The sequence below is a fragment of the Halopelagius inordinatus genome (assembly GCF_900113245.1).
GTDB classification, from domain to species: Archaea; Halobacteriota; Halobacteria; order Halobacteriales; family Haloferacaceae; genus Halopelagius; species Halopelagius inordinatus.
Genome location: NZ_FOOQ01000002.1, coordinates 280,048 through 303,321, shown reverse-complemented (window position 1 = coordinate 303,321; position 23,274 = coordinate 280,048). Strand labels below are relative to the sequence as shown.

Here is a 23,274-nt window from a genome sequence, read left to right as displayed (position 1 = left end):
ATTGAGACCAAATAGCATGTCATCAGTTGACGTGAACGACGGGCGGAGTCTCAAGCGGAGTATGGGGTTGTTCGGGGCCCTCAGCACCGTCGTGGCGGGCACCCTCGGGGCGGGGTTGTTCGTCACGTTGGGGACGGCGAGTGCGACGACGGGGCCGAGCGTCATACTCGTCGTCGCCCTCTCGGGTATCGTCGCAATGAGCATCGCGCTCAACTACGGGTGGGTCGCCACAATCTTCCCCGGTGCCGCCGGGTCGTACGCGTACGTGTCTCGGACGTTCGAGAACCGGCTTCCGGGCTTTATCGTGACGTGGTCGAAGTGGCTCGGCTACATGGCCGCCGACGCCGCCCTCGCTATCGGATTCGGGTCGTACTTGCAGGTGTTCTACCCCGCCGTGGACCCCGCACTCGCGGGCTTCGGCCTGTTGACGGTGCTCTTTCTCGTCAATCTCGTCGGGACGAAGGGGTACAGCGTCTCGCAGAACGCCATCTTCGGCGTCCTCATCCTCTCTATCCTCGTGTTGGTGATTCCGGGCTCGTTCAGCATCGACCCCGCGAACTACCAACCGTTCTTCACCGGCGGGTTCGACGGCTTCCTCGGCGCGGCGGTGCCCCTGTTCTACGCGTACATCGGCATCGCCGTCGCGGGGCAGATGGGCGCGGAGGTGAAGAACCCCTCGCGGAACCTCCCGCTTGCGATGGCGGGGGGCACCGCCATCCTCATCTTCCTGTACATGTGGACGGCGGCGGTCATCTACGGCGTCGTCGGCGACTACACGGTGCTCGCGAACTCGGCCAGACCGTTGGCGACGGCGGCGGAGACGTTCCTCGGCGATAGCGCGACGGCCGTCGTCGCGTTCGGCGGGTTGCTCGCGACGGCGTCGAGCGTTCACGCGGTGATGGCGGCGGGCATCAAGATGCCGTACTCGTGGGCGTGGGACGAAGTGTTCCCCAAGTGGTTCTCCTCCGTCTCCGACCGGTTCGGCACGCCGCACTGGTCGCTTCTCACTCTCTACGTCGTCGCCTCGGCGCTCACGTTCTGGAGCACGGGCCTGAGTCAGGCCATCGCCATCGCGACGTTCAGTTACCTCATCGCCTACGCCGCAGTCTCCATCACCGTCCTTTACATCCTCTGGACGGAGTCCCGACTCGCAGAGAGCGCCGGGTTCACCCGCCCGACACTGCTCTCTGTCACCGGCGTCGTCGGCGCACTCGGTTCCGTCGGCATCCTCACGCAGGCGTATCAGGGGTCGCTCTCCATCTACGTGCCGTGGGTGGCCGTCGGACTCGTCGTCTTCTCCGTCTTCTGGTACCGCGGACGGCAGAAGGACGTGGACGTGGAGGCCATCTTGGCGACGCTTCCGGGCGTCCCCTCCGACGAGTACGACCCGCAGGTGCGCACGAAGGGGGTGGTCGACGATGACTGAGAGCGCACCCACCGTCGAGTACGACGAGACGGTGTCGCTCCTGCAGGAACTCGTCCGGATTCCGAGTCCCTACTTCGAGGAGGCGGAGATAAGCGAGTTCGTCTACGACTGGTTGGACGAACGCGGACTCGACCCAGAGTACCACCACGTGAGCGAACCGGACATCACCGAGTACGAGGGCGACAACGTCGTCGCGCGGTTGGAAGGCTCCGACCCCGACGCGCCGACGCTTCTGTTAAACGCCCACATGGACACCGTCCTCCTCGTCGACGACTGGGAGGAGGACCCCACCTCGGGGCGAATCGAGGACGGCAAACTGTACGGCCAGGGAGCGTGCGACATGAAGGGCGGCCTCGCCGCCGTCATGAAGGCGTTCGAGGCTCTCGCCGAGTCGGACGCGGAACTCCGCGGCGACGTGCTTCTCACCGCCGTGGTGGACGAAGAGGGACCGTACGGACTCGGAACCGACCGTCTGATTCGCGACGGCTACACCGACGACTGCGACATGGCCGTCGTCACGGAACCCGGACCGATACTCGCCCAAGAGGATATCGAGAACCCGGCGCTTCTCCTCGGCGCGCGCGGCCGGTTCCTCTACGACATCGAGGTTCGCGGGAGGGCCGCCCACGGGTCGAAACCCCACACGGGCGTCAACGCCGTCGTCGACGCCGGAAAACTGGCCGCCGAACTCGACGAGTTAGAGACGGGGTCGCATCCGAAACTCGGCGACGGGTCGGTCTGTCCGCTGAAAATCGAGGGCGGCAGTCAGACGCTCTCGGTGCCCGAACGCGCCCGACTGATGGTCGACCGCCACGTCGTCGTCGGCGAGACGGAAGCGGAAGTTCTGGCCGACGCCGAACGCGTCGTCTCCGAACTCGACATCGAGAGCGAGGTGGACGTCGGCTTCAGGGAGGCACCCGACGACGACATCCGCTACGGCCCGTACGTCACCGAGGAGAACCATCCGCTCGTCGAGTCGTTGACCGGTGCGACTCGGAACGTGACGGGGACCGACCCCGCGTACGGCTACTTTTCGAGCGTCGGCGACTTCAACTACCTCGGCGACAGGGCGGGCCTCCCGACTGTCATCCTCGGTCCGGACGGCGAGAACATCCACGGCGCGGGCGAGTTCGTCGTCCTCGACGACGTGGTGGAGGTGGCCGACATCGTCGCCCACGCCGCAGTCGACCTGTTGGGGTAGCGAACCCGAACGGGGAACAGACATATTAAAATTCGAATTGTACCGTGGACAATGGAGTCTCGCCACCGCGTAGTCGTCGGCGACGCCCGCGAGATGGACGTCGAAGACGACGCCGTCGAACTCGTCGTCACGTCGCCCCCGTACCCGATGATAGAGATGTGGGACGACCAGTTCGCCGCCCTCTCCGCGGACGCGGCCGAGGCCCTCGACGGCGACGACGGCGATGCCGCGTTCGACGCGATGCACGAGGTGTTAGCGGAGGTGTGGCGCGAGGTGAAACGCGTCCTCGTCCCCGGCGGCATCGCCTGCGTCAACGTCGGCGACGCGACGCGGAAGGTAGACGACAGTTTCCGCGTCTACCAGAACCACGCCCGCGTCATCGAGGCGTTCGCCGACCTCGGTTTCGAACCCCTCCCGGACGTCCTCTGGCGGAAGCCGACGAACAGTTCCGCGAAGTTCATGGGAAGCGGGATGATTCCTCCGAACGCGTACGTCACCCTCGAACACGAGTACGTCCTCGTCTTCCGAAACGGCTCTCGGTCGCGCGACTTCGAACCCGGTGACCCGGCGCGCTACGAGTCGGCGTACTTCTGGGAGGAGCGAAACCGCTGGTTCTCGGACGTCTGGACCGACGTGACCGGAACCTCCCAGAGCGTCGAGAGCGACCGAAGCGACGGCAAATCCGTCGGTTCGTCCGGCGCGGAGAGAGCAAACGGCACCGTCGCCGAGGGCGCAGAAACCGTCGGCGACGTCAGAGAGCGAAGCGCCGCCTACCCCTTCACGGTGCCGTACCGCCTGATAAACATGTACTCCGTCTACGGCGACACCGTCCTCGACCCGTTTTGGGGGACGGGAACCACGTCGCTCGCGGCGATGGTCGCCGGGCGGAACTCCGTCGGCGTCGAACTCGAACGCGCCTTCGTGGACGCGTTCGACCGTCGCGCGGCGGACGCGCCGGAACTCTCGCGGGACGTGGTCGGACGCCGACTCGACGACCACCGGGCGTTCGTCGAACGACGCCGCGAGGAGGGCGAGACGTTCGACTACGACTCGGAACGGTACGACTTCCCCGTGACGACGAAACAGGAGCGGTCGCTGTCGCTGTACGTCGTGGGCGACGTGACGGAGACCGAAGAGGGGTACCGCGTCCGTCACGAACCGGTCGCGGAGACGCCGGCCGAGTCCGAAGAGACGTCGTAGGGTCGAAGCTTAGTGTCCGGCTTTCCCGTCGAACTCGACGGCCCGGGCGCGCCGCCGTATCTCGTCTGCGTCGCCCGTCTGGAGGCCGCCGAACGCCTCGTCGTACACCACCTCTCCGTCGACCATCGTCAACTCCACGTCGTCGCCGTGCGCGCCGAAGACGAGATGCGACAGGGCGTCGTGAAGCGGCGTCGCGCGCGTCACGTCCGTATCGAGGGCGACGATGTCGGCTTTCCACCCCTCGCGCAGTTCGCCGACGCGGTCGAATCCGGCCGCCTTCGCGCCGTTTATCGTCGCCATCTCGAAGATGACTCGCGCGGGCGTCGCCTGCGAGTCGAGATGTTCGACCTTCTGGAGGAGACTCGCCTGTCGCATCTCGGTGAACGGGTCGAGCGTGTTGTTGCACGGCGGGCCGTCGTTGCCGAGAGCGACGTTGATATCTCGGTCGAGGTAGTCGACGATGGGCGCGACGCCGGAGGCGAGTTTCATGTTCGAGGAGGGGCAGTAGGTGACGTTCGTCCCAGTCTCCGCCAGCAGTTCGCGTTCCTCCTCTTCGGTCCAGACGCAGTGGGCCAACACCACGTCCTCGCCGGTCAGACCGACTTCGTGAAGCCACTCGACGTTGCGCATGCCGGTGTCCTCGGCGACGGTTTCGACTTCGTCGCGGTTCTCGCTCGCGTGGGTGTGGATAGTCACGCCGTCGTAGCGGTCAGCGATGTCGCGCGCGCCGCGGAGGCACTCCTCGGTGCAACTGACGGCGAACCGCGGCGTGACGGCGTAGCGAATCCGCCCGTCGCACGCGCCGTGGTACCCGCGGACGAGTCGTTCGGTCTCTGCGAGTGCGGCGTCTGTGTCCTCTGCGAGTCCGTCGGGCGCGCGCTTGTCCATCATCACCTTCCCGAGGCGGCCGCGGATGCCGAGTTCGGCCGCCGCCTCGAACGCCTCGTCGGCGTGGGCCACGGAGAGGTGATCTACGACCGTCGTCGTCCCGCTTTCGAGCAGTTCGAGATAGCCGAGTTCGGCCGCCGTCCGCATCCCCGCGGCGTCCAACGACGCCTCCATCGGGAGGACGTGGTCGAAGAGCCAATCCAAAAGCGAGGTGTCGTCGGCGATGCCCCGTCCGAGACTCTGGACGGAGTGGACGTGTCCTCCGACGAGGCCCGGGAGCAACAGGTCGAACTCCCGAACCTCGCGGTCGGGGTGGGCGTCTTCGACCGCCCGTCGGTCGCCGACGGCGACGATGCGGTCGTCCTCGACGACGACTGCGCCGTCGTCGTACACGGTCGTGGAGTTGGCGATGACGGTTCCGGCGAGTAGCATCTTCCCTCACCACGGTCGGGAGTCTGGTTGATATCGGTTCCGACTCTCGCTCGGACGCGAAAACGTCTCTCGTCGGGGGGCCGGCGTTACGCCGTCCGTTCCCACGTCGGCGACGTCGCAAGTTCGGGAAGCGCCGATTCGAGGTCCATCTCGGCGGCTCCGTAGAACCGCTCTCGACCGGCCGGAGTCCGGACCCGAATCAGGACCGTCGTACTCGTCACCCTGTGGACCGAGAGCGTCCACTGGGAGTCGGTCCGTTCCCACTCGTCGTAGAGCGACGACTCCTCGTCTTCGACGGTACGCGACCCCAACTCCCAACTCAACCGAGTCACGCGAGGCAGCGTGAACGGAAGGGCGCCGGGAAGGGTGCTGCCGTCGTGTCCTCCACTTCGGGAGTCACGCGTTGCCATGTCCCAGACGTGGCGGTCCGTGATTAAAAAACATCGCCATTAATCGGCGTCCGTCGGAGACGGCGGCTCACGGCAGGAACGGTGGCTGCGTCGTCGGCAGCGATATCAGCCAGAGACTCGCCGCGGTGTAGCCCACCATGACGAACACGAAGGGAAGTTGGCTCCGGATGGCCTGCATCCGACTCGGGAACAGGCGGTAGGCCACCGAGTGCGCCACCCAGATAGAGAGCACGTGTCCCCCGAGGACGAACACGATGTCCAGCGCGCTGAACCACGCCGGGAGCGTCAGGACCAACGGGTTCGCCGGCGGCGAGAGCGGCGACGCGAGGACGGCCACGAGCGACGGGGACAGAGAGACGAAGAAGCCGAAGTAGTGCGCGAGGTGATAGCCCGCCGCGATGGCGAGAAGCGGCGGCGCGAATCCCACCGCGAGTTCGCGGGCGGTGCGGTGCGTCCGCAGTCGGCCGACTGCGACGCGGGACGCCAGCAGATACGCCCCGTAGAACGCGAGGAATCCGACGACGAACAGGCCGCCGTAGACGACGAGAGGCGGGAGGCCGACGCCGACTGCGGCGCGGACGAACCGCGCGCCTTGCTCCGTCGTCACGAATCCGCTGTAGGTGAGTTCCCAGACGAGGGCCACGGCTATCGCCACGTCGTCGAGTCCGGAGGCCAACCCCTCCGCGCGACTCTCCCCGTCGCCCGCGACGAGGCGCATCCCCGGGAGGTGGGCGCGGAGGCCACCCTCGGTCCACGAGAACGGGGCGACGCGGCCGTAGAACCGGAAGAACGCCGAGACCGGGTCGACGTTTCGGAACCACGTCTCCGCGCCGACGGCGAGAGCGCCCGAGAGCGTCACCGCCGAGTAGGCGACGACGACGAGAGCGAGCAGTCTCGGCCGACTGGTGATTCCCGTCGTCGTCTCCATCCAGACCAATCCGAGCAGCGCGGCGACTGCGGGCCACCGTCCGAACCGAGCCGGGTAGTCGAGAAAGCCGTTCGGGAGGCGCGTCGCGACGGTTCGCCACGGGTTCAGCGCCGACCAGACGTCGCCGACGAGGTAGGTGAACATCGTCAGTCCCGCCCGGACGCCCGCGAAGACGAGGACGATGGCGAAGTTGACGGTCGGAACCTGCGGGCCGGTCAGACCGCTGTAGACGACGAGTCCGAGCAGGGCGAGTCCGAGGAGATGCAGTGCGACCACGCCGCCGCGGTAGAGCGTCTCGAAGCCGAAATCGCGATGACTCCGGTGGATGTCGCGGACGAACCGCCGGTCCGTGACGAAACTGGCCAGAAGGGCCGACGCGCCGACGGTCGCGCCGCCGGTGGCGACGTAGAGCCACCGCGGAATCGAGAGCGCGTCTCTGGACGCCCCCTGCAGGCCGACGGCGGCGTTGCTGGCGGAGACGCCCTCCGCGAGGAGGAGCGTTCCGACGACGGCGAGACAGCACGCGAGGGCGCGGCCGACGCGGCGGTCACGCGACGAGAGCATAGACGATGAGAAAGCCGAAGTAGAGGACGACGAGCATACCCAGCGCGCGGATTCGGAACGACCGAATCTCCGATTCCTCGGCGAGGTACGCTTCGCGGTACGATTCGCGCTCTTCGGCCGTCAGGTCGTCCGGGTGGCGCACCCCCCGGTGGAGGACGTGAAGTCTGTCGGTCGGAAACGTCCGACCGCACGTTCGGCACGCGAACTCGCCGGTGCCGGTCGCTTCCTCGGGTGCGTCCGTCGTCGTGTTCGTCGTCTCCGTCATGGTTTGAGTGGTCGTGGGTCGCCCGCGGCGGGCCGTCGGGTCGGCGGCTCTCACTCCCCCGCGTCGAACGTGACCGGGGGCATGTCGAGAAACGCCGTCTCGTAGCCGTCGTGGCGGGAAATCTGCGGCGGCACGTCCACGCTCACGTCGAGCGTGTCGCCGTCGCGAACCTCGCCGACGCTCGCCCCGTAGTGATAGCCGAGTTCCGGGTCGAGCGTCCGAGAGAGCGTCCCCTCGAAGGCCGTCTCTCCGTCGCGAGTCAGCGCGGCGGTCACCCCCATCGTCGGCAGCGTGATTCGATTGTACGGCGTGCGCGCCGAGAGGTAGAGGTAGGTGCCGCCGGAGTCTCCGAACCGTCCGGCGTCGGCGTCGTCGATGGCGAACGCGTGCAAGACGGCGTCACCGCTCGTCGCCCGCCCGAGGTGGCGTCCCGGGAGGCTCTCGGCGTCCGGTGCGACGCCGACGGGGAACTCCATCTCCATCGGTTCGACCGCCCCGCGTTCGCCGGCGTCGTCGAGACGGGTCAGCGGAACGTCGGACAGGTCGTCCGTATCGAACGTAAACGAAAGCGAGGCGCGCTCCGCCGAGTCGAAACGCCCGGCGAACGACCCCGTCCGGTCGAGGGAGACGCCGCCGACGCTCACCGTCGCCTCGTACTCGCCCTCGCCGTCTAAGACGTAGTTCGACCCGTAGTGCAGACCCATCTGTTGAGACAGCATCGGGTAGGCGAGTTCCTCGGTGACGAGACTGCCGTCTCGCGTTATCTCGATGCCGACGCCGGAGTCCACGGGGAGAACGGTGCGCGTCTCGCGGTCCCAAAGCGAGACCATGAGGTGAAGCGAGTCCTGCGCCCCCACGACGGTTTTCGACAGTTCGGTGCCGGTGAGCGTCCAAAAGCGGTGCGGGTACGAGTACGTCAACGCGACGCCGTAGGGGCCCGCAGTCGTCGTCCCGTACGTCTTCATCCCCTCGGTGAGGGCGGGGCGGTAGACGGCGTCAGGGCGGTTCTCGACCAACGGCGGGTCGCGCCACGCGGACTGCGTCTCGAAGCCGAGCGTTCCGAGACAGCCCGCGGCGCCGACGAGCGACCCCGCTCCGAGCGCCCCGAGCACGTCGCGACGGGAGAGATTCGGTGACATTGATTCGACATCCACGGCGCCGAGCGACGCCAATGCGTCCTCTTGCGGTCCGACGGGGATGACGCTTGCGAACGCGGCGTGCGGTTCGACTCGCGGACCGAAGCGACGACGAGTCGCGTCTCTCGCGACGGACGGCGCGGGAGACGCCGATTCGAGCCCGTGGCGACTGCGACCGGCGGAACAGGTCGCCGTCAGTTCCGTTGCGGAATCGCGTCCGCCTCGGTCAGGTGGATTCGTCCGTTCCCGCGGACGAGGACGCGGAATCCCGCGTAGTCGAACGAGACGGTGAGGTCGTCGACCGCCGACGGGCCGTCGATCAGGTCGCCGAGCGCGTCGGGGTCGACCACCGCCGCCAAGGGGGGGAGGTCCACGGCGTCGGTTCCGGAGACGTCGGCGACGAGAGAGACGAGAGTGGTGGCGAGAGAGCCCCGAGTCGGGGGGAGGCGTAGTTCTTCTTGCATGGTACGTCTGCAGGGGATGGCCGAATATAAACCCTGTAACCGCCGCAATATACGGTTTCTGACCTACCCGTATATCGTCACTTGAACCGTTCGTCGTGGCGCCACTCGAACCGCGCGTCGGCTTTCCGTCGTTCTTCGCGCCGGAGGTCCGAGAGGTTCCAGACGACGTCCGTGAGGGTGAGTACGCCCACGAGGTCGGTTCCGTCGACGACGAGGAGTTTCTTCGCGTTCTCCCGACGCATAGTCTCGGCCGCCGACCGAACCGTCGCCGTCGGCCGCGTTCGCGTGAGCGGAGCCGACATCGCCGCTCTGACCGACACCCCGGAGAGGGGTCGGCCGGTGTTGACGCCCGCGGTCAACACGTCCGACTCCGAGAGGATGCCGACCGGAACGCCGTCGGACTCGACGACGACGCTCCCGACGTCCGCGTCGAGCATGCGCTTTGCCGCCGCGTCGAGGGCGGCGTCGACGGCGACGGTGACGACCGGTTTCGACATCACGTCTCTCACGAGCATCGTTCGACACCGAATCCGAGATAGATGATAAAACTACGCTATCGGAGAATTATCCGACGTTCGCACACTCTCCGGAGCCGACTCACAGCAGAAGTAAGGTCGTCGACTCCGTACCCGGGTCATGGACGTAGAGGTGGCGTTTCGGCTCCTCGTGGCGGCGTTCTGCGTCGTCGCGCCCTCTCTCCTCTTCGTCGGCCTCCTCCGGGGACTCGAAGCCCTGCGAGACGACCGCCTCGTCGAGAGCGTTCTCGACCGGATGGACGACGGCGACGAGACGGGAGGGACGCGGAGACGCGCCCCGTTCACGCCCGCGGTGAGCGACGGCGGCAGACGGGCGGCCGAGACGGTGGCGTGCGACACCTGCGGCGCGCCGAACCCGCGGTACGCGTCGTACTGCGGGGCCTGTCTCTCGACGCTCAACGCGGACGACTGAGACGGAGAGAAAAGAAGCGAAGAGCGGAGAACGCGGCGTCGCTACAGGAAGTCTTCGACGTGTTCTGCGACTTCGCTCGGCGTGTCGCCGACGGGGACGCCCGCGTCGTTGAGCGCCGATATCTTCGACTCCGCGGTGCCGGTTCCGGACCCGGAGACGATAGCGCCCGCGTGGCCCATGCGCTTGCCCGGCGGCGCGGTGCGGCCCGCGATGAAGCCCGCGACGGGCGTGTCCATGTTCTGGGCGATGTACTTCGCGGCCTGTTCTTCGTCCTCGCCGCCGATTTCGCCGCACATGACGACGGCGTCGGTGTCTTTGTCGGCCTCGAACAGTTCGAGGGCGTCGATAAAGGAGGTGCCGATGATGGGGTCGCCGCCGATACCGACGGCGGTGGTCTGACCGATGCCGCGGTCGGTGAGGTTCGAAACGACCTGGTACGTCAGGGTCCCCGACCGAGAGACCAGACCGACGTTACCGGCCTCGAAGATGTTGCCGGGGAGGATGCCGAGTTTGGCCTCGCCGGGCGTGATGATACCGGGGCAGTTGGGGCCGAGCAAGCGGGTGTCAACTTCGGAGAGTCGCTTGTTCACCTTGGCCATGTCCTGCGTCGGGATGCCCTCGGTGATGGCCACGACGAACTCCAGGTCCGTGTCGAGAGCCTCGAAGACGGCGTCGCCGGCGAACGCCGGCGGGACGAACACGACGGAGGCGTTGGCGTCCTCCTCGCGGACGGCCTCGTGGACGGTGTCGTAGACGGGGACGCCTTCGACCTCTTGGCCGCCCTTGCCGGGGACGGCACCGGCGACCACGTTCGTTCCGTACTCCATCATCTGCTGGGTGTGGAAGTTGCCCTCCCCGCCGGTGATGCCCTGTACAACCACGCGAGTGTCGTCGTCGACTAGGATACTCATTGGCTTGCCTCCTCTGCGTTCTGCACGGCGCGTTGCACCGCGTCTTCGAGCGTCTTCTCCACCTCGACGAGGTCCGTGTTGAGAATCTCCATGCCCTCCTCCGCGTTCGTGCCCGCGAGTCGCACGACGACTTTCTTCGGAATCTCGTCGAACTGCTCCAGGGCCTCGTTGATACCTTTGGCCACCTCGTCGCCGCGGGTGATGCCGCCGAAGATGTTGAACACGACCGCATCGACGTTGTCGTCGGAGAACACCATGTCGAGGGCCTGTGTCACGCGTTCGGCCTTCGCGCCGCCGCCGATGTCGAGGAAGTTCGCGGGCGTGCCGCCGTAGTGGTCCACGAGGTCGAGCGTCGTCATCACGAGACCGGCACCGTTGCCGATGATGCCGACGTTACCCGACAGGCGGACGTAGTCGAAGCCGTACTCGCCGGCTTTCCGCTCTAAGTCGTTCTGGTAGGCGTCCTCTTCCATCTCCGCGAGGTCCGGGTGTCGGAACAGGGCGTCGTCGTCGATGTTCATGACGGCGTCGGCGGCGACGACGTCGCGGTCCGAGGTTATCATCACGGGGTTGATTTCGATGTCCGAGGCGTCGTTCTCCTCGTAGAGGTCGTACAGCGTCGAGAGGAACGACGCGACGTCCATCGCCACGTCGTCCGGGATGCCCGCCTCGAAGACCACCTTGCGGGCCTGGTACGGATGCAGGCCGAACGCGGGGTCGATGTGTTCGCGGGCGATGGCTTCGGGCGTCTCCTCTGCGACTTCCTCGATGTTGACGCCGCCTTCCGTCGAGACCATCGCGACGGGTTTCCCCTCGCCGCGGTCCATCGTGATGCCGACGTACAGTTCGTTCTCGAAGTCCACTCCGGCCTCGACGAGAACCTCCTCGACGGTGTACCCTTTCAGGTCCATGCCGAGGATGTCCTCTGCGGCCTCGCGGGCCTCGCCTTCGTCCGTCGCTATCTTGATTCCGCCGGCTTTGCCGCGTCCGCCGACGTGAACCTGCGCCTTGATGGCCGCGGGGTAACCGATATCCTCTACGGCATCCATGACCTCGTCGACAGACGACGCGAGGCGGGACTCGGGCACCGGAATCCCGGCCTCGGCGAAGAGGTCCTTCGCCTGATATTCGTGAAGCTTCATTCCATCCGTGGCAGGGCGGGGCACGCGCTTAAATCCCGTTCATCTGCGTCCGAAAGTACCCCCCGTAGCTTGCTCCGACTCCGAGGGCGGGCGGCCAATCTCTCACGGGATTCCGACGCGTTCTCCGTCTCCGAACGCCGCCGTCGCCTCCGTATTTATCACGGTTCCCAACCGATACAACGAACGACGATGCACGCAGTCAGATTTCACGAACACGGCGGCGCGGACGTACTGACAGTCGACGACGCGGAGACGCCCGACGTCGAACCGGGACAGGTTCTCGTCGATGTCGCGGCTATCGGCGTCAACCCGGTGGACACCTACTTCCGAGAGGGGGCGTATCCGGTGCCGCATCTCCCCTTCGTTCCCGGGTCGGACCTCGCGGGAACCGTCGTCGTCGTCGGCGACGGCGTCGAACGCTTCGAGGCGGGTGACCGCGTCTACGGCACCGGACTCGGCAACGGGATGTCCGGCACGTACGCCGAGGAAGTCGCCGCGCCCGCGGACTTTCTCGCCCACGTCCCCGACGGCGTCTCCTTCGAGGACGCCGCGGCCCTCGCCTTGGTCGGGACGACGGCGTGGCAGGCGTTCGTCCACCACGCGGGCGTCGAACCCGCAGAGACGGTTCTCGTCCACGGCGGAAGCGGCGGCGTCGGCCACGTCGCGGTCCAACTCGCGGAGACGATGGGCGCGCGGGTTCTCGCCACCGCCTCCGAGGAGTTCCACGGCGACGTGCGCGCACTCGGCGCGGACGAGGCGTTCGACTACCGCCGCGACGACTTGGCGGACGCCGTCACCGCCGCGGGCGCACCGGACGTGATTCTCGACACGCACATGGACCGCTACCTGCAGTTCAACGCCGACGTCGCCGCCACGGGGGGACGCATCGTCGGCATCGGTAACGATACCGGGGAGGGCGGCTTCTCGAACATCGGCGTCACGAAGGGGAAGGAACTGCGCTATCAGTTCATGACGATGTACAACACGCCGGAGAAAGACGCCGTCTTGACCCGTCTCGCGTCGCTTCTCGAACGCGGCGACGTCGAACCGGTCGTCCACGAGACGTACGCTCTCGAAGACGCCGCCGAAGCCCAACGGGCGGTTCTCGAAGATAGTTTCCTCGGGAAACTCGTCCTCACGACCTGAGAACGGACAGCCCAGAGGCGTCGTGCCGATTTATGTCACTCGCGAGCCATCTAGCGGTATGTCAGTCGAATTCGACTTCGACGGGACGGTGGCGTTGGTGACCGGTGCGAGCGGTGCTCTCGGAAGCGCAATCGCGCGCACGTTCCGGGACGCGGGCGCGACAGTCGCCGCGGCGGACGTCGTCGCGCCGGACGACGAGGACTCCGCGTTGGACCCGACGGGAGACATCGAGTTCTACGAGGGAGACTTCACCGACGAAGACGACGTGGCCCGCGTCGTCGCGGAGGTAGTGGACGACCACGGGCGACTCGACTATCTCGCAAACGTCGCGGGGACATGGCGCGGCGGCACGCAGATAGACGAGGCGGACGTGGAGACGTTCGACTTCCTCTTCGACGTGAACCTCAAGACGATGTTCCTCGCGTCGAAACACGCGATTCCGCGCCTCCGAGAGACGGAGGGCGCTATCGTCTCCGTCTCCGCGCGTTCGTCGCTGGAGGGGGGCGAAGGTGACGGCATCTACCGCGCGTCGAAGGCGGGCGTGCGCCTCCTCACCGAGACGATAGCCGAGGAGAACCTCGGGACGGTTCGCGCCAACGCGGTGATGCCCAGCGTCATCGACACGCCCGCGAACCGCGCGATGATGCCCGACGCCGACCACGACTCGTGGGTCGAACCCGCACAGATAGCGCGCGTCGTCGCCGTTCTCTGCTCGGACGCCGCGGAAGTCACCTCGGGCGCGGCGGTACCCGTCTACGGCGAGGCCTGAGCGACGACTGGGGCCTCTCGCCGCCCGGCGTTCGACGTTCGTCACGGGCCCTTATCAGACGCCGTTACTGTGTTCATTTATTATCGATTATTCGGGCGAAAATCGGGCCGTTTTTCAATTGTACGGATGGTACCGTTCAGGGACATGAGTGAACGAGAGACGTGGGCGACGCGGGCAGGGTTCATCCTCGCAGCCGTCGGGTCCGCCGTGGGCCTCGGGAACATCTGGCAGTTCCCGTTCAAAACGGCGCAGTTCGGGGGCGCATCCTTCCTCGTCGTCTACCTCATCGCCGTGTTCGGAATCGGGCTACCGGCCATCCTCGCGGAGTTCGTCATCGGACGGCGCGCGAAACTCAACGCCGTCAGCGCCTTCGGTAATCTCGGATACCGACAGTGGCGCTTCGTCGGCGCGTTGGGACTCTTCACCGGGTTCTGGATTCTGTCGTACTACAGCGTCGTCGGCGGATGGGTGATTCGGTACATCTGGGGAAGCGCCACGGGCGCGTACTTCACCGACTCCGCGGCCTACTTCGGCGCGGTGTCGGCGGGTCTGGACGCCGTGGCGCTTCACGCCGTCTTCATGTTCCTCTGCATCTTCATCGTCGCCCTCGGCATCGAGGACGGCATCGAGAAGGCGACGAAGGTGATGGTCCCCTCCATCGTCGTCATCCTGCTGGGACTGGCGGCGTACGGAACCACGCTCTCCGGCGCGGGCGCGGGGTACGACTACTTCCTCTCGCCGGACTTCGGCGCGTTGATGAGCAACATCGGCGACATCGTCCCGTTCGCCGTGGGACAGGCGTTCTTCTCGCTGTCGCTCGGGATGGGCGCGATGATAACGTACGCCTCCTACATCGACGGTGAGGACAGTCTCGTCGCCGACGGCAGCACCATCGTCGTGCTGAACACGTTCGTCGGCGTCCTCGCCGGGTTCGTCGTGTTCCCCCTGCTGTTCGCGCAGGGCATCGACCCGAACACCTCGGGGCCGGGCGCGGTGTTCGTCAGCATCGCGGGCGCGTTCGCCAACATCCCCGCCGGCCGCGCAGTCGGCGTCGTGTTCTTCCTCGTCGTCCTCATCGCGGCGCTCTCCTCGGCCATCAGCCTGCTGGAAGTCGTCACCTCCTACATCATCGACAACTACGACGTGGGCCGCGCGCCGACGGCGACGGCCATCGGCGTCGGTCTGTTCCTCCTCGGCCTCCCATCCGCGTTCGACACCGCGTGGCTCGGGTGGTTCGACACGCTCGCGTACCAACTGCTGCTCCCCGTCTCGGTGCTTCTCGTCCTCGTGTTCGTCGGATGGATACTGGGCGGCGAAGCGCTCTCGGAAGTGATGAAGGGGTCGAGCCTCGGCGACGGATTCGGAACGACGTGGCTCTGGATGGTTCGCGTCGTCGTCATCCTCGCCGTCCTCGGAACGCTGGCGCTCGGTATCCAGACGCTGTTCCTCGGCTCCGAACCGGCCATCGTCCCGCCGCTCTGACGCCTACGAATCGTCGGCAGCCTCCGTCGTCGGCCGTTTCGTCCGACACCGATAGCGGCGCGTTAGCCGGTTAAAAACCGTTACAATAGCGGTTTGACGAATCTTCGGTCCGAAAGTCACTTTACCGCCAAGATGGGAGTGCGACCCAATGACACGAGAGACGTGGGCGACACGAATCGGCTTCATCCTCGCCGCCGTGGGAAGCGCGGTCGGTCTCGGGAACATCTGGCGGTTCCCGTGGGTCGCCGCCGAAAACGGTGGTAGCGCGTTCCTCGCGGTTTATCTCGGCATCGTCTTGCTCGTCGGCGTCCCCGGTCTGCTCGGCGAGTTCGTCATCGGTCGGCGAGCGAATCGGAGTCCCGCGGGCGCGCTTCGGTCGCTCTCGGGGTCGAACGTCTGGGGCGCGTGGGGGCTGTTCTACGTGGTCACCGCAATCGCGCTCATCTCGTTTTACAGCGTCGTCGGCGGGTGGATACTGCGGTACTTCGTCGAGAGTAGCCTCGCACTCGCGGGGACCGGACCGACGTACTTCGCGAACCCGGGACAGTACTTCGGCGGCGTCTCCGCCGGACTCGACGCCGTCGGCTTTCACGTGCTATTTTTGGCGCTCACCGCGATAATCGTCCTCGCGGGCGTCCGCCGCGGCATCGAACTCGGGACGAAAGTGATGATGCCCGCCGTCCTCGTCCTCCTCGTCGGACTGGCGGTGTGGGCGGGAACCCAGTCGGGCGCGGCCGACGCGTACGCGTTCTACCTCCGCTTCGACGCCGCGACGGTTCGCGAGAACTTCTTCGGCGTCCTCGGCCCGGCGGCGGGACAGGCGCTTTTCACTCTCTCTTTGGGCGCGGGGACGATGGTCACCTACGCATCCTACGTCGACGAGGACCGTTCGCTGGCGTTCGACGGGACGACCATCGCCCTCCTCAACACCGCAGTCGGCGTCCTCGCCGGACTCGTCGTCTTCCCGCTTCTGTTCTCGCTCGGCATCTCGCCGGGCGAAACCGGAACCGGCGCGGGCGCGTTGTTCGTCGGACTGGCGGGCGCGTTCTCGCAACTCCCCGGCGGCGTCCTCATCGCGACGGCCTTTTTCGCCGTCGTCACCCTCGCCGCGCTTTCGAGTTCCATCAGCATGCTGGAGATACCCGTCGCGTTCCTCGTCGACGAGTACGGCGTCGAACGCCGCACCGCAGTCGCCGGCGTCGGTTCCGTCGTCGCCGTCACCGGGTCGGTTTGCGCGCTCGACCCGGCGATATTCGGCTTCGTCGCGGGAACCCTCGTCGACATTCTCCTGACGGCCGGTCTGACCGGCTTTCTCGTCTTCGTCGGTTGGGTCATGGGCCGCGACGCTCTCGACGAGTTCCGCTCGGGCGCGGGAGGGGTGGCGACGGCGCTCTCGACGCCGTGGCTCTTCGCCGTCGGCGCTCTCCTGCCCGTCTTCCTCGTGTTCACGCTCCTGACGACGTTCGGGATGGACGCCCGCCTCGGCTTTTGGCCCACCGTCGCAACCGCCGCGGCCCTCGCCGTGGTCATCTTCGCCGGCGTCCGCGGCGAACCCGAGGCGGCCTGACCGGTCGTCGGCCCGCTCTGCCGTCGGTTTTCGACGCCTGTCGAACCTCGGTTTGTCCATAACGGAAACCCTTTTGCACTTCGTGCGGTCGTTCGTGACAATGAACGCAGGTGGTCCGACGTGACGATGGAGGACCGAATCGACGAACTCGAAGCAAAGCGCGAACGGGCCCGGAAGGGCGGCGGCGACGCCCGAATCGAGTCCCAACACGACAAGGGCAAGATGACCGCCCGCGAGCGTATCGACTACTTCCTCGACGACGGGACGTTCGAGGAGTTCGACCAGTTCCGAACGCACAGAAACCACAAGTTCGGGATGGAGGAAAAGCAGTTGCCCGGCGACGGCGTCGTGACGGGGTACGGCGAAGTCGACGGCCGCAAGACGTTCGTCTTCGCGCACGACTTCACCGTCTTCGGCGGGTCTCTCGGCGAGGTGATGGCCGAGAAGATATGTAAGGTGATGGACAAAGCCGTCGAAGTCGGCGCGCCCGTCATCGGGCTGAACGACTCCGCGGGCGCGCGCATCCAAGAGGGCGTCCAATCGCTCAGCGGATTCGGCGAGATATTCCGCCGCAACACCGAAGCGTCGGGCGTCGTCCCGCAGATTTCGGCCATCATGGGGCCGTGCGCCGGTGGGGCCGTCTACTCGCCCGCCCTCACCGACTTCACGTTCATGGTGAAAGACACCAGCCACATGTTCATCACCGGACCGGACGTGATAAAGACCGTAACGGGCGAGGAGGTGACGTTCGAGGAACTCGGCGGCGCGACGACGCATTCGTCTACCTCCGGGGTGGCGCACTTCGCCTGCGACTCCGAGGAGGAGGCGTTAGACGACATTCGACGCCTCCTCTCGTATCTCCCGCCGAACAACGTCGAGGACCCCCCGCGCGTCGAACCGTGGGACGACCCGGACCGCGCGGACGAGTCGCTCAAAAGCGTCGTCCCCGACCAACCGCGAAAGCCCTACGACATGCGCGACGTCGTCGGCGGCGTCCTAGACGAGGGGTCGTTCTTCGAGGTCCAAGAGGACTTCGCGAAGAACATGCTCGTGGGGTTCGCTCGCCTCGACGGTCACTCAGTCGGCGTCGTCGCGAACCAACCGCGCGTCAACGCCGGAACGCTGGACATCGAAGCCTCCGAGAAGAGTTCGCGGTTCGTCCGCTTTTGCGACGCGTTCAACGTCCCCATCGTGACGTTCGTGGACGTGCCGGGCTTTCTCCCGGGGACGGACCAAGAACACGGGGGCATCATCCGTCACGGCGCGAAACTGCTGTACGCCTACTCCGAGGCGACGGTGCCGCTTCTGACGGTCATCACGCGGAAGGCCTACGGCGGCGCGTACGACGTGATGGCGTCGAAGCATCTCGGCGCGGACGTGAACTACGCGTGGCCGACGGCCGAAATCGCCGTCATGGGGCCGCAGGGCGCGGTCAACATCCTCTACAGCGACCAACTGGAGGCGGCAGACGACCCCGACGCCCGCCGCGATGAACTCATAGCGGAGTACCGCGAGGAGTTCGCGAACCCGTTCACCGCGGCGGACCGCGGCTACCTCGACGACGTCATCGCGCCGACCGAGACCCGTTCTCGGTTGGTCTCTGACCTGGAGATGCTGAAGACGAAACGCTCCGACCTGCCGGACAAGAAACACGGCAACATCCCGATATGAGCGGTCGGAGCGCGGACGGCGACGCCGACGCCGGCGCGGACGGCGAGGTGACCGTCTCGGACGTCGCGGCGGGACTCTCCGTCCCCGACGATGCCGACGACGCGGAGGCGGCGGCCATCGCCGCGGCGGTGGCCGCTCACATCCGCGACGGCGAACTCGCCGCGGCGGCGGCCGCAGGCGACGACGCGGAGACGTGGGACGGCAAGCGGTGGGCGTTCGCCGGGCGACTCGAAGGCGTCTCGGGCCGGTCCGCGCGCGTCCCAGACGGCGCGCCGACGAACGCGTGGGCCGCCGCCGCCCGCGCCGACCGGTTCTGACCTACAGGTCGAGTCCGGTCGGGTCGTCCACCACGATGCCGTCGATTCCGTGCCGTCGGAGTCGCGACGCCGCGTCGGCGTCGGTGACGTGCCACGCGTTCACCTCGAACCCGGCGTCCTGCGCGGCGCTGATTCGCTCTTCGTGACCGAGAAGGAGGTGGTACTCGGCGTTGACGTAGTTGCATCCCAACTCTCTCGCCGTCGAGAGCGACGCGTCCCAGTCGCTATCGAAGACGAGCGCGCGCGGGAGCGCAGAGACCGACGCGCACTCCCGAAGCACGCCCTCGAAGAACGAAGAGAGAACCGCGTCGTTTTCGGCCGCCTCGCAGGCGGCGGCCACCTCCCGCGCCATCCCCGCGTGTTTGAGTTCGACGACGAGCGGCGTCTCGGGGTCCGCGGCGTCCAACACCTCTTCGAGGAGCGGAATCGACTCCTCGGAGTCCAGTATCGTCAGGGTCCGGAGCGTCGAGAGCGGCGTCTCGGCGACGAGCCCCTCGTAGCCGGTGAGTTTCTCCAGTCCCTCGTCGTGGTAGACGACGATTTCGCCCGTCGCGCAGCGCCGAACGTCGATTTCTATCAGGTCGGCGGGCGGAACCCGCCCGTCGCCCGCGGTACCCGCGGACGCCGCGCGGACGGCGGCGACGGTGTTCTCGGGATAGAGCGCGGCGTATCCCCGATGCGCGATGATATTCACGGCGAAGCTAGAGCGCCGAAGCGACAAAAGACCGGCGCGCGACGAGGCCCGCAGAGAGCGGCGGCTGGCGGCGGAGGCGTACGTAGAGAGAGGATTCAGAGAGTTACGCCGCTTGCTGCGGAGCGCCCTTCTTCCGCGTGATGTAGCCCGCGATTCGGTTGCGGACGCCCTTCGAGTCCACGTTTGTCAGTTTGTCGACGCTGTCTTTGTTCGTCTCGAAGTCGGTGTTGAACGCCTGCGGATACTCCTCCAACAGCACGTTGCCGAGCTGCTTTACGTACTTGGGCTTGATTGCCATGTCCGACGATTCCGTCAGCGCGCACTAAAACGATTCGTTCCGCCCCCGCCGTCGCCGTCGATTGTCACGGGTTCTCGTCGCACGGGTCGCCGTCTCCGACGCCGTCGAGACGGCCGCGCCACCCCGACACCTCGTCGACGGTAGCGAACGCCTCTCGTTCCGGCGCGCCGCCGCACGTTTCGACCACCTCCGCGAGATACCGAAGTCGAGAGAGGAGTTCTTCGGTGTCGTACGCGGGCACGTCGAGGCGCGACGCGGCCACCGTCGCCTCCACGACGGCGGCGAACCCGCGGTTTATCGTCGGCACCGTCTCCGAGCGGATTTCGGACTCGACGGGACGGAGTTCCCACTCTTCCCACCGCGTCCCGCCGGATTCGCCCTCGTCGATGCGCTCTGTCTCGACTTCGACCCACGCGTGAGCGCCGTCCACGACGGGCGACTCCGCCTCCGTTATCGTCATCGCGGCGTCTACGAACGTCCGCGGGTCCGAGACGAACTGCACGACGCCGCCGCCCCGCCGGTGGAAGTTCCGGCGCGTCCGAGTGTTCCCCCACGTCGTCGCAGTGACCGCGTCCTCGGCGTCTCCATCGTTCTCGCCGCCGTCGGGCGCGTGCAGTCCGAGGGCCGCGGCGTTCCACAGGTCGTTCGGTCCGAGCGTCGTCACCACGGACTCCGTGACCCCTCGGAGTTCGACCGGCCACCCCTCTGGAGTCCTCTCGTCGTCCTCCGACCCGTTTCGGTCGCCTCTCACACCGGCATCCCCCGTTCGAGGGCGACGAACGTCGCCGCGCAGGCGATGTCTGCGGTCGTTCCGGGGTTGATTCCCTCGGCGACGAACTCCGCGGCGAGTTCGGCCACCGCCTCTTGGTCCCCCTGCGCCTCGGCCGCCCGGCGGCGCGCCTCCGCGGCCACTTCGGGGCCGTGGTTCGTCCGCACGAGCGTGTCTTCCTCGTCGGCCAGCAACTCCACGAACGCCCGCGCCACCCTGTCGGGCGCGGGGCCGTCGTCGTCGAGCATCGACGCGGCGGCGTCGAACGTTCGCGCGAACCCGCCCGTCCACTCGCGGGCGTTGCCGTCTTCCTCCGAGAGGTCCATCACGTCGAACAGCGTGAGTCCCCGGGACCTGAGCGTCGGCGCCGCGTCGCCGCCGCGGCGGACGTCGAGGTCGGTCGCGTCCTCCGGGGGGTCCTCGACGGCCACGTCGACGTGTTCGAACGCGCGGTAGAAGTCCACCGCGTCCGCGACTGTCGTCGCCTCCGCCACCGCCGTCGCGCCCGACGGCGAGAGCGACCCGTCGGCCGCGGCGCGGACGAGGGGAACGAGGAGGAGGAGACAGCCGAACTGGGTGTTCCCGCCGCGTTGCCGACTCATCCCGGCCACCGCGCGTTCGAAGGCGACACCGACCGGCGCGCCCGACGCCGCCCGGCGGAGGCCCTCGCCGGACCCCACCGCACCCGCGAGGAAGTGCTCGAACCTGAGGTCGCCTAAATCGCGTTCGCGGTCCACGTTGCCGGGCTTCGGCGTCCCGGCAACGTCGAGGAGAAGCGCCAGTTGGGCGTTCTCGGCGGGCGTTCGGTCGCCCGGGGCGGTCATCTCGACACCTCGTCCGCGTTCGACTCCTCGGACCCGGCGGACTCCGCGAACCACTCTTCGACGGCGTCGCGGACGCGTCGCAGGACGCGCGGGTCGGCGCTCGGTCGGCCGACGCTCACCGCGTCCGCGCCGTAGTCGAGATACTCCCGGACGCTCTCTCGGTCCCGCACCTCGTTGTTCGCTATCACGAATAGGTCGGGGACGGCCTCCACCACGTCTCGAACGACCGGTTCGGAGTCCATCGCGTCGACGTGGACGGCCTCGGCACCCGCCGACTCGACTGCGCGCGCCGTCTCGACGAGATCGACGCCCTCGACTTCCGTGCGGACTTTCACGCTCACGTCGGCTCCCTCCTCGGCGGCGGCGGCGACGTACTCGCCGAGTCTCTCGGTGTCTCTCAAGAGACTCTCGCCGCATCCGACGGCGCAGAGTTCCGCCTGCCTGCAGTGGGCGTTGACTTCGAGAATCGCGTCTCGGTCGGCGCAGAGTCGCGCCGCCTCTCTGACGGGGGCGAGCGTCGTGCTTCGGACGTTCACCGCCGGTCGGACGGGCGCGTCCGCGAGTGAGTCGAGTTCGGCGGCGACGAACGCGAGGGGGTCTTCGGGGAGAAACTCCGCTCTGTCGCGTTCGACCAGTTCCCGGGCGGCGGCGCGGGAGTCCCCGTCGAGGGCGATGCCGCCGAGGAACGCCGCGCCCGCGTCGTCGGCACCGGCGCGCGCCCACTCGGCGTCGGACTCGCCGCTCAGACTCGCGAGGGCGACGCGCGGTTCGAACACTACGTCACCACCTCCAACGCCTCGCGGACGGCCCGGCAGACGCGCGCGGCGTCCTCGGCCCCGTCGATTCGCGTGTCCGTCCGAACGACCGGTCGGTCGAGTTCGGTGCCGTCCTCGTCGTCTACGACGAACGCGTCCGCGAAGGGGTACGCCTCCGCGACGCCCGCCGTGGACGCCTCGTACCCGACGCCGCGCATCAACTCCGCCGCCGGGCCGGAGAACACCTCGTCTTCGACGAACGGCGAGACGGCGACGACGGGCGTCTCGCGGAGTTTCGCCTCGAAGTCCGGAAGCGAGAGCATCGGTCCGATGCTGGTGACGGGGTTCGACGGGCCGACGACGACGGGGTCCGAAAGCGCGTCGAGTACCGCCTCCGTCTCCGTCGCCTCGTCCGCGCCGCGGAACTCGACGCCTTCCACCGCCGGGTCTGCGCGGCGGTGGACCCAGTACTCCTGAAAGTGCATCTCGCCCTCGTCGGTGTGGACGATGGTCGCCACGGGGTCGTCGCTCATGGGGAGGAGGTCGATTTCGAGACCGAACGCCTCGGCCAGCGTCCGCGTCACCTCGGTGAGTGTGCGGCCCTCGTCGAGCAGAGAGGTTCGGGTGATGTGGACGGCCCGGTCCCTGTCGCCTATCTCCATGAACTCCGCGACGCCGGAGAACCGTCGCCACCGCGCGATGGTCCGACCGGCGGTCTGGGCCTCGTCGGAGAGATATCGCGGGCCGCTCTCTACCCCCGCGGCCGCGGCGAGTCGGTGCAGTTCGCCGTCGGTTTCAGTCGTGTCGCCGTCGATACCCCACCACCGGTCGGTGTCGAGGACGCCGCCGCCGTGGAACAACACCGTGTCCACGTCCGGACAGACGAGGTGCCCGCCGAGTTCCACGTCGTCGCCCGTGTTGGCGACGACTGTCGTCTCGGAGGGGTCGAAGACGCCGGGTGCGCCGTCGAGCAACTTCGGCGTCCCCGTCCCCCCGGCGAGAAAGGTAGTCATGCTCCGCGGTACGGCGACCGGCGGTTTGAAAGTTGCCTCGTCTCTCCTCCGACG

The 23,274-nt window shown here is 67.3% G+C and carries 25 protein-coding genes; 10 read left to right on the top strand and 15 right to left on the bottom strand.

Translation table 11 applies throughout. From position 1 onward, the window contains the following. The first annotated feature begins 16 nt into the window (after positions 1–16). From BM167_RS09255 to BM167_RS09245, 3 genes are read left to right on the top strand one after another with little or no spacing between them, the layout of a single operon-like run. Positions 17–1,426 (top strand): APC family permease, encoded by a 1,410-nt coding sequence (locus tag BM167_RS09255; RefSeq protein ID WP_092891764.1) that lies wholly within the window; start codon positions 17–19, stop codon positions 1,424–1,426. Then, positions 1,419–2,627 carry a M20 family metallopeptidase gene (locus BM167_RS09250; protein WP_092891762.1) on the top strand — a complete coding sequence of 403 codons (1,209 nt, stop codon included), beginning with the start codon at positions 1,419–1,421 and terminating at the stop codon, positions 2,625–2,627. The genes BM167_RS09255 and BM167_RS09250 overlap by 8 nt, the downstream gene beginning before the upstream one ends. Positions 2,628–2,678: 51 nt before the next feature. Next, positions 2,679–3,827, top strand: a complete 1,149-nt coding sequence (locus BM167_RS09245) for a DNA-methyltransferase (RefSeq protein ID WP_092891760.1) — start codon at positions 2,679–2,681, stop codon at positions 3,825–3,827. A gap of 9 nt (positions 3,828–3,836) precedes the next feature. Here the strand turns inward: BM167_RS09245 and BM167_RS09240 are convergent, their stop codons facing one another. The 7 genes from BM167_RS09240 to BM167_RS09210 all read right to left on the bottom strand — a co-directional run bounded on the left by BM167_RS09240 (position 3,837) and on the right by BM167_RS09210 (position 9,429). Continuing rightward, positions 3,837–5,147 carry a 5'-deoxyadenosine deaminase gene (locus tag BM167_RS09240; RefSeq protein ID WP_092891758.1) on the bottom strand — a complete coding sequence of 437 codons (1,311 nt, stop codon included), beginning with the start codon at positions 5,145–5,147 and terminating at the stop codon, positions 3,837–3,839. A gap of 86 nt (positions 5,148–5,233) precedes the next feature. Continuing rightward, the gene (locus BM167_RS09235; protein ID WP_092891756.1) at positions 5,234–5,557 is read right to left on the bottom strand and encodes a hypothetical protein; all 324 of its coding nucleotides are present in this window, start codon (positions 5,555–5,557) and stop codon (positions 5,234–5,236) included. A 67-nt stretch (positions 5,558–5,624) separates the two neighbouring features. Next, positions 5,625–7,049: a hypothetical protein gene (locus tag BM167_RS09230; protein ID WP_092891754.1), complete on the bottom strand. Its 1,425-nt coding sequence runs from the start codon at positions 7,047–7,049 to the stop codon at positions 5,625–5,627. Continuing rightward, the gene (locus BM167_RS09225; protein WP_092893043.1) at positions 7,033–7,314 is read right to left on the bottom strand and encodes a DNA-binding protein; all 282 of its coding nucleotides are present in this window, start codon (positions 7,312–7,314) and stop codon (positions 7,033–7,035) included. Before BM167_RS09225 ends, BM167_RS09230 begins: the two co-directional genes overlap by 17 nt. Positions 7,315–7,364: 50 nt before the next feature. Next, positions 7,365–8,453, bottom strand: coding sequence for a DUF7350 domain-containing protein (locus BM167_RS09220; RefSeq protein ID WP_092891752.1), 1,089 nt, complete (start codon positions 8,451–8,453; stop codon positions 7,365–7,367). A 191-nt stretch (positions 8,454–8,644) separates the two neighbouring features. After that, positions 8,645–8,914, bottom strand: a complete 270-nt coding sequence (locus BM167_RS09215) for a HalOD1 output domain-containing protein (protein ID WP_092891750.1) — start codon at positions 8,912–8,914, stop codon at positions 8,645–8,647. 77 nt (positions 8,915–8,991) lie between these two features. Beyond that, entirely contained in the window at positions 8,992–9,429 is a 438-nt protein-coding gene (locus tag BM167_RS09210; RefSeq protein ID WP_092891748.1) for a CBS domain-containing protein, read from the bottom strand. A 121-nt stretch (positions 9,430–9,550) separates the two neighbouring features. Here BM167_RS09210 and BM167_RS09205 point away from each other — a divergent pair, with 121 nt between their 5' ends. After that, positions 9,551–9,862, top strand: coding sequence for a hypothetical protein (locus BM167_RS09205; RefSeq protein WP_092891746.1), 312 nt, complete (start codon positions 9,551–9,553; stop codon positions 9,860–9,862). Positions 9,863–9,903: 41 nt separating this feature from the next. Here the strand turns inward: BM167_RS09205 and sucD are convergent, their stop codons facing one another. Next, positions 9,904–10,773, bottom strand: coding sequence for a succinate--CoA ligase subunit alpha (gene sucD / locus BM167_RS09200; protein ID WP_092891744.1), 870 nt, complete (start codon positions 10,771–10,773; stop codon positions 9,904–9,906). Beyond that, entirely contained in the window at positions 10,770–11,915 is a 1,146-nt protein-coding gene (gene sucC, locus BM167_RS09195) for an ADP-forming succinate--CoA ligase subunit beta (RefSeq protein ID WP_092891742.1), read from the bottom strand. The genes sucD and sucC overlap by 4 nt, the downstream gene beginning before the upstream one ends. A 189-nt stretch (positions 11,916–12,104) precedes the next feature. On the opposite strand from sucC, the gene BM167_RS09190 reads away from it, so the two are divergent. From BM167_RS09190 to BM167_RS09165, 6 genes are all read left to right on the top strand, one after another. Then, a complete protein-coding gene (locus BM167_RS09190) occupies positions 12,105–13,061 on the top strand; it encodes an NADPH:quinone reductase (RefSeq protein ID WP_092891740.1) in 957 nt (318 codons plus the stop codon). 58 nt (positions 13,062–13,119) lie between these two features. Further along, entirely contained in the window at positions 13,120–13,830 is a 711-nt protein-coding gene (locus BM167_RS09185; RefSeq protein WP_092891737.1) for an SDR family oxidoreductase, read from the top strand. A 144-nt stretch (positions 13,831–13,974) separates the two neighbouring features. Continuing rightward, on the top strand, positions 13,975–15,312 hold the full coding sequence (locus BM167_RS09180) for a sodium-dependent transporter (protein WP_092891735.1): 1,338 nt from the start codon (positions 13,975–13,977) through the stop codon (positions 15,310–15,312). Between the two features lie 148 nt (positions 15,313–15,460). Next, entirely contained in the window at positions 15,461–16,879 is a 1,419-nt protein-coding gene (locus BM167_RS09175; protein ID WP_092891733.1) for a sodium-dependent transporter, read from the top strand. Positions 16,880–17,005: 126 nt separating this feature from the next. Then, positions 17,006–18,550 (top strand): acyl-CoA carboxylase subunit beta, encoded by a 1,545-nt coding sequence (locus BM167_RS09170; RefSeq protein WP_092891731.1) that lies wholly within the window; start codon positions 17,006–17,008, stop codon positions 18,548–18,550. Then, positions 18,547–18,867: a DUF8022 family protein gene (locus BM167_RS09165; protein ID WP_245781335.1), complete on the top strand. Its 321-nt coding sequence runs from the start codon at positions 18,547–18,549 to the stop codon at positions 18,865–18,867. Before BM167_RS09170 ends, BM167_RS09165 begins: the two co-directional genes overlap by 4 nt. Before the next feature lies 1 nt (position 18,868). Here BM167_RS09165 and BM167_RS09160 read toward each other — a convergent pair whose 3' ends face one another. The 6 genes from BM167_RS09160 to cofD form a co-directional block, all read right to left on the bottom strand. Beyond that, positions 18,869–19,561, bottom strand: a complete 693-nt coding sequence (locus BM167_RS09160; protein WP_092891729.1) for a glycerophosphodiester phosphodiesterase — start codon at positions 19,559–19,561, stop codon at positions 18,869–18,871. Between the two features lie 103 nt (positions 19,562–19,664). Beyond that, positions 19,665–19,859, bottom strand: a complete 195-nt coding sequence (locus BM167_RS09155; protein WP_092891727.1) for a 30S ribosomal protein S17e — start codon at positions 19,857–19,859, stop codon at positions 19,665–19,667. Positions 19,860–19,923: 64 nt separating this feature from the next. Next, entirely contained in the window at positions 19,924–20,610 is a 687-nt protein-coding gene (locus BM167_RS09150) for a DUF447 domain-containing protein (RefSeq protein WP_092891725.1), read from the bottom strand. Next, positions 20,607–21,452, bottom strand: coding sequence for a triphosphoribosyl-dephospho-CoA synthase (locus tag BM167_RS09145; protein WP_092891723.1), 846 nt, complete (start codon positions 21,450–21,452; stop codon positions 20,607–20,609). The genes BM167_RS09150 and BM167_RS09145 overlap by 4 nt, the downstream gene beginning before the upstream one ends. Continuing rightward, positions 21,449–22,228, bottom strand: a complete 780-nt coding sequence (locus BM167_RS09140) for a tRNA-dihydrouridine synthase (protein WP_092891721.1) — start codon at positions 22,226–22,228, stop codon at positions 21,449–21,451. Before BM167_RS09140 ends, BM167_RS09145 begins: the two co-directional genes overlap by 4 nt. Then, the gene (gene cofD / locus BM167_RS09135) at positions 22,228–23,220 is read right to left on the bottom strand and encodes a 2-phospho-L-lactate transferase (RefSeq protein WP_092891719.1); all 993 of its coding nucleotides are present in this window, start codon (positions 23,218–23,220) and stop codon (positions 22,228–22,230) included. The genes BM167_RS09140 and cofD overlap by 1 nt, the downstream gene beginning before the upstream one ends. Positions 23,221–23,274: the final 54 nt, after the last annotated feature.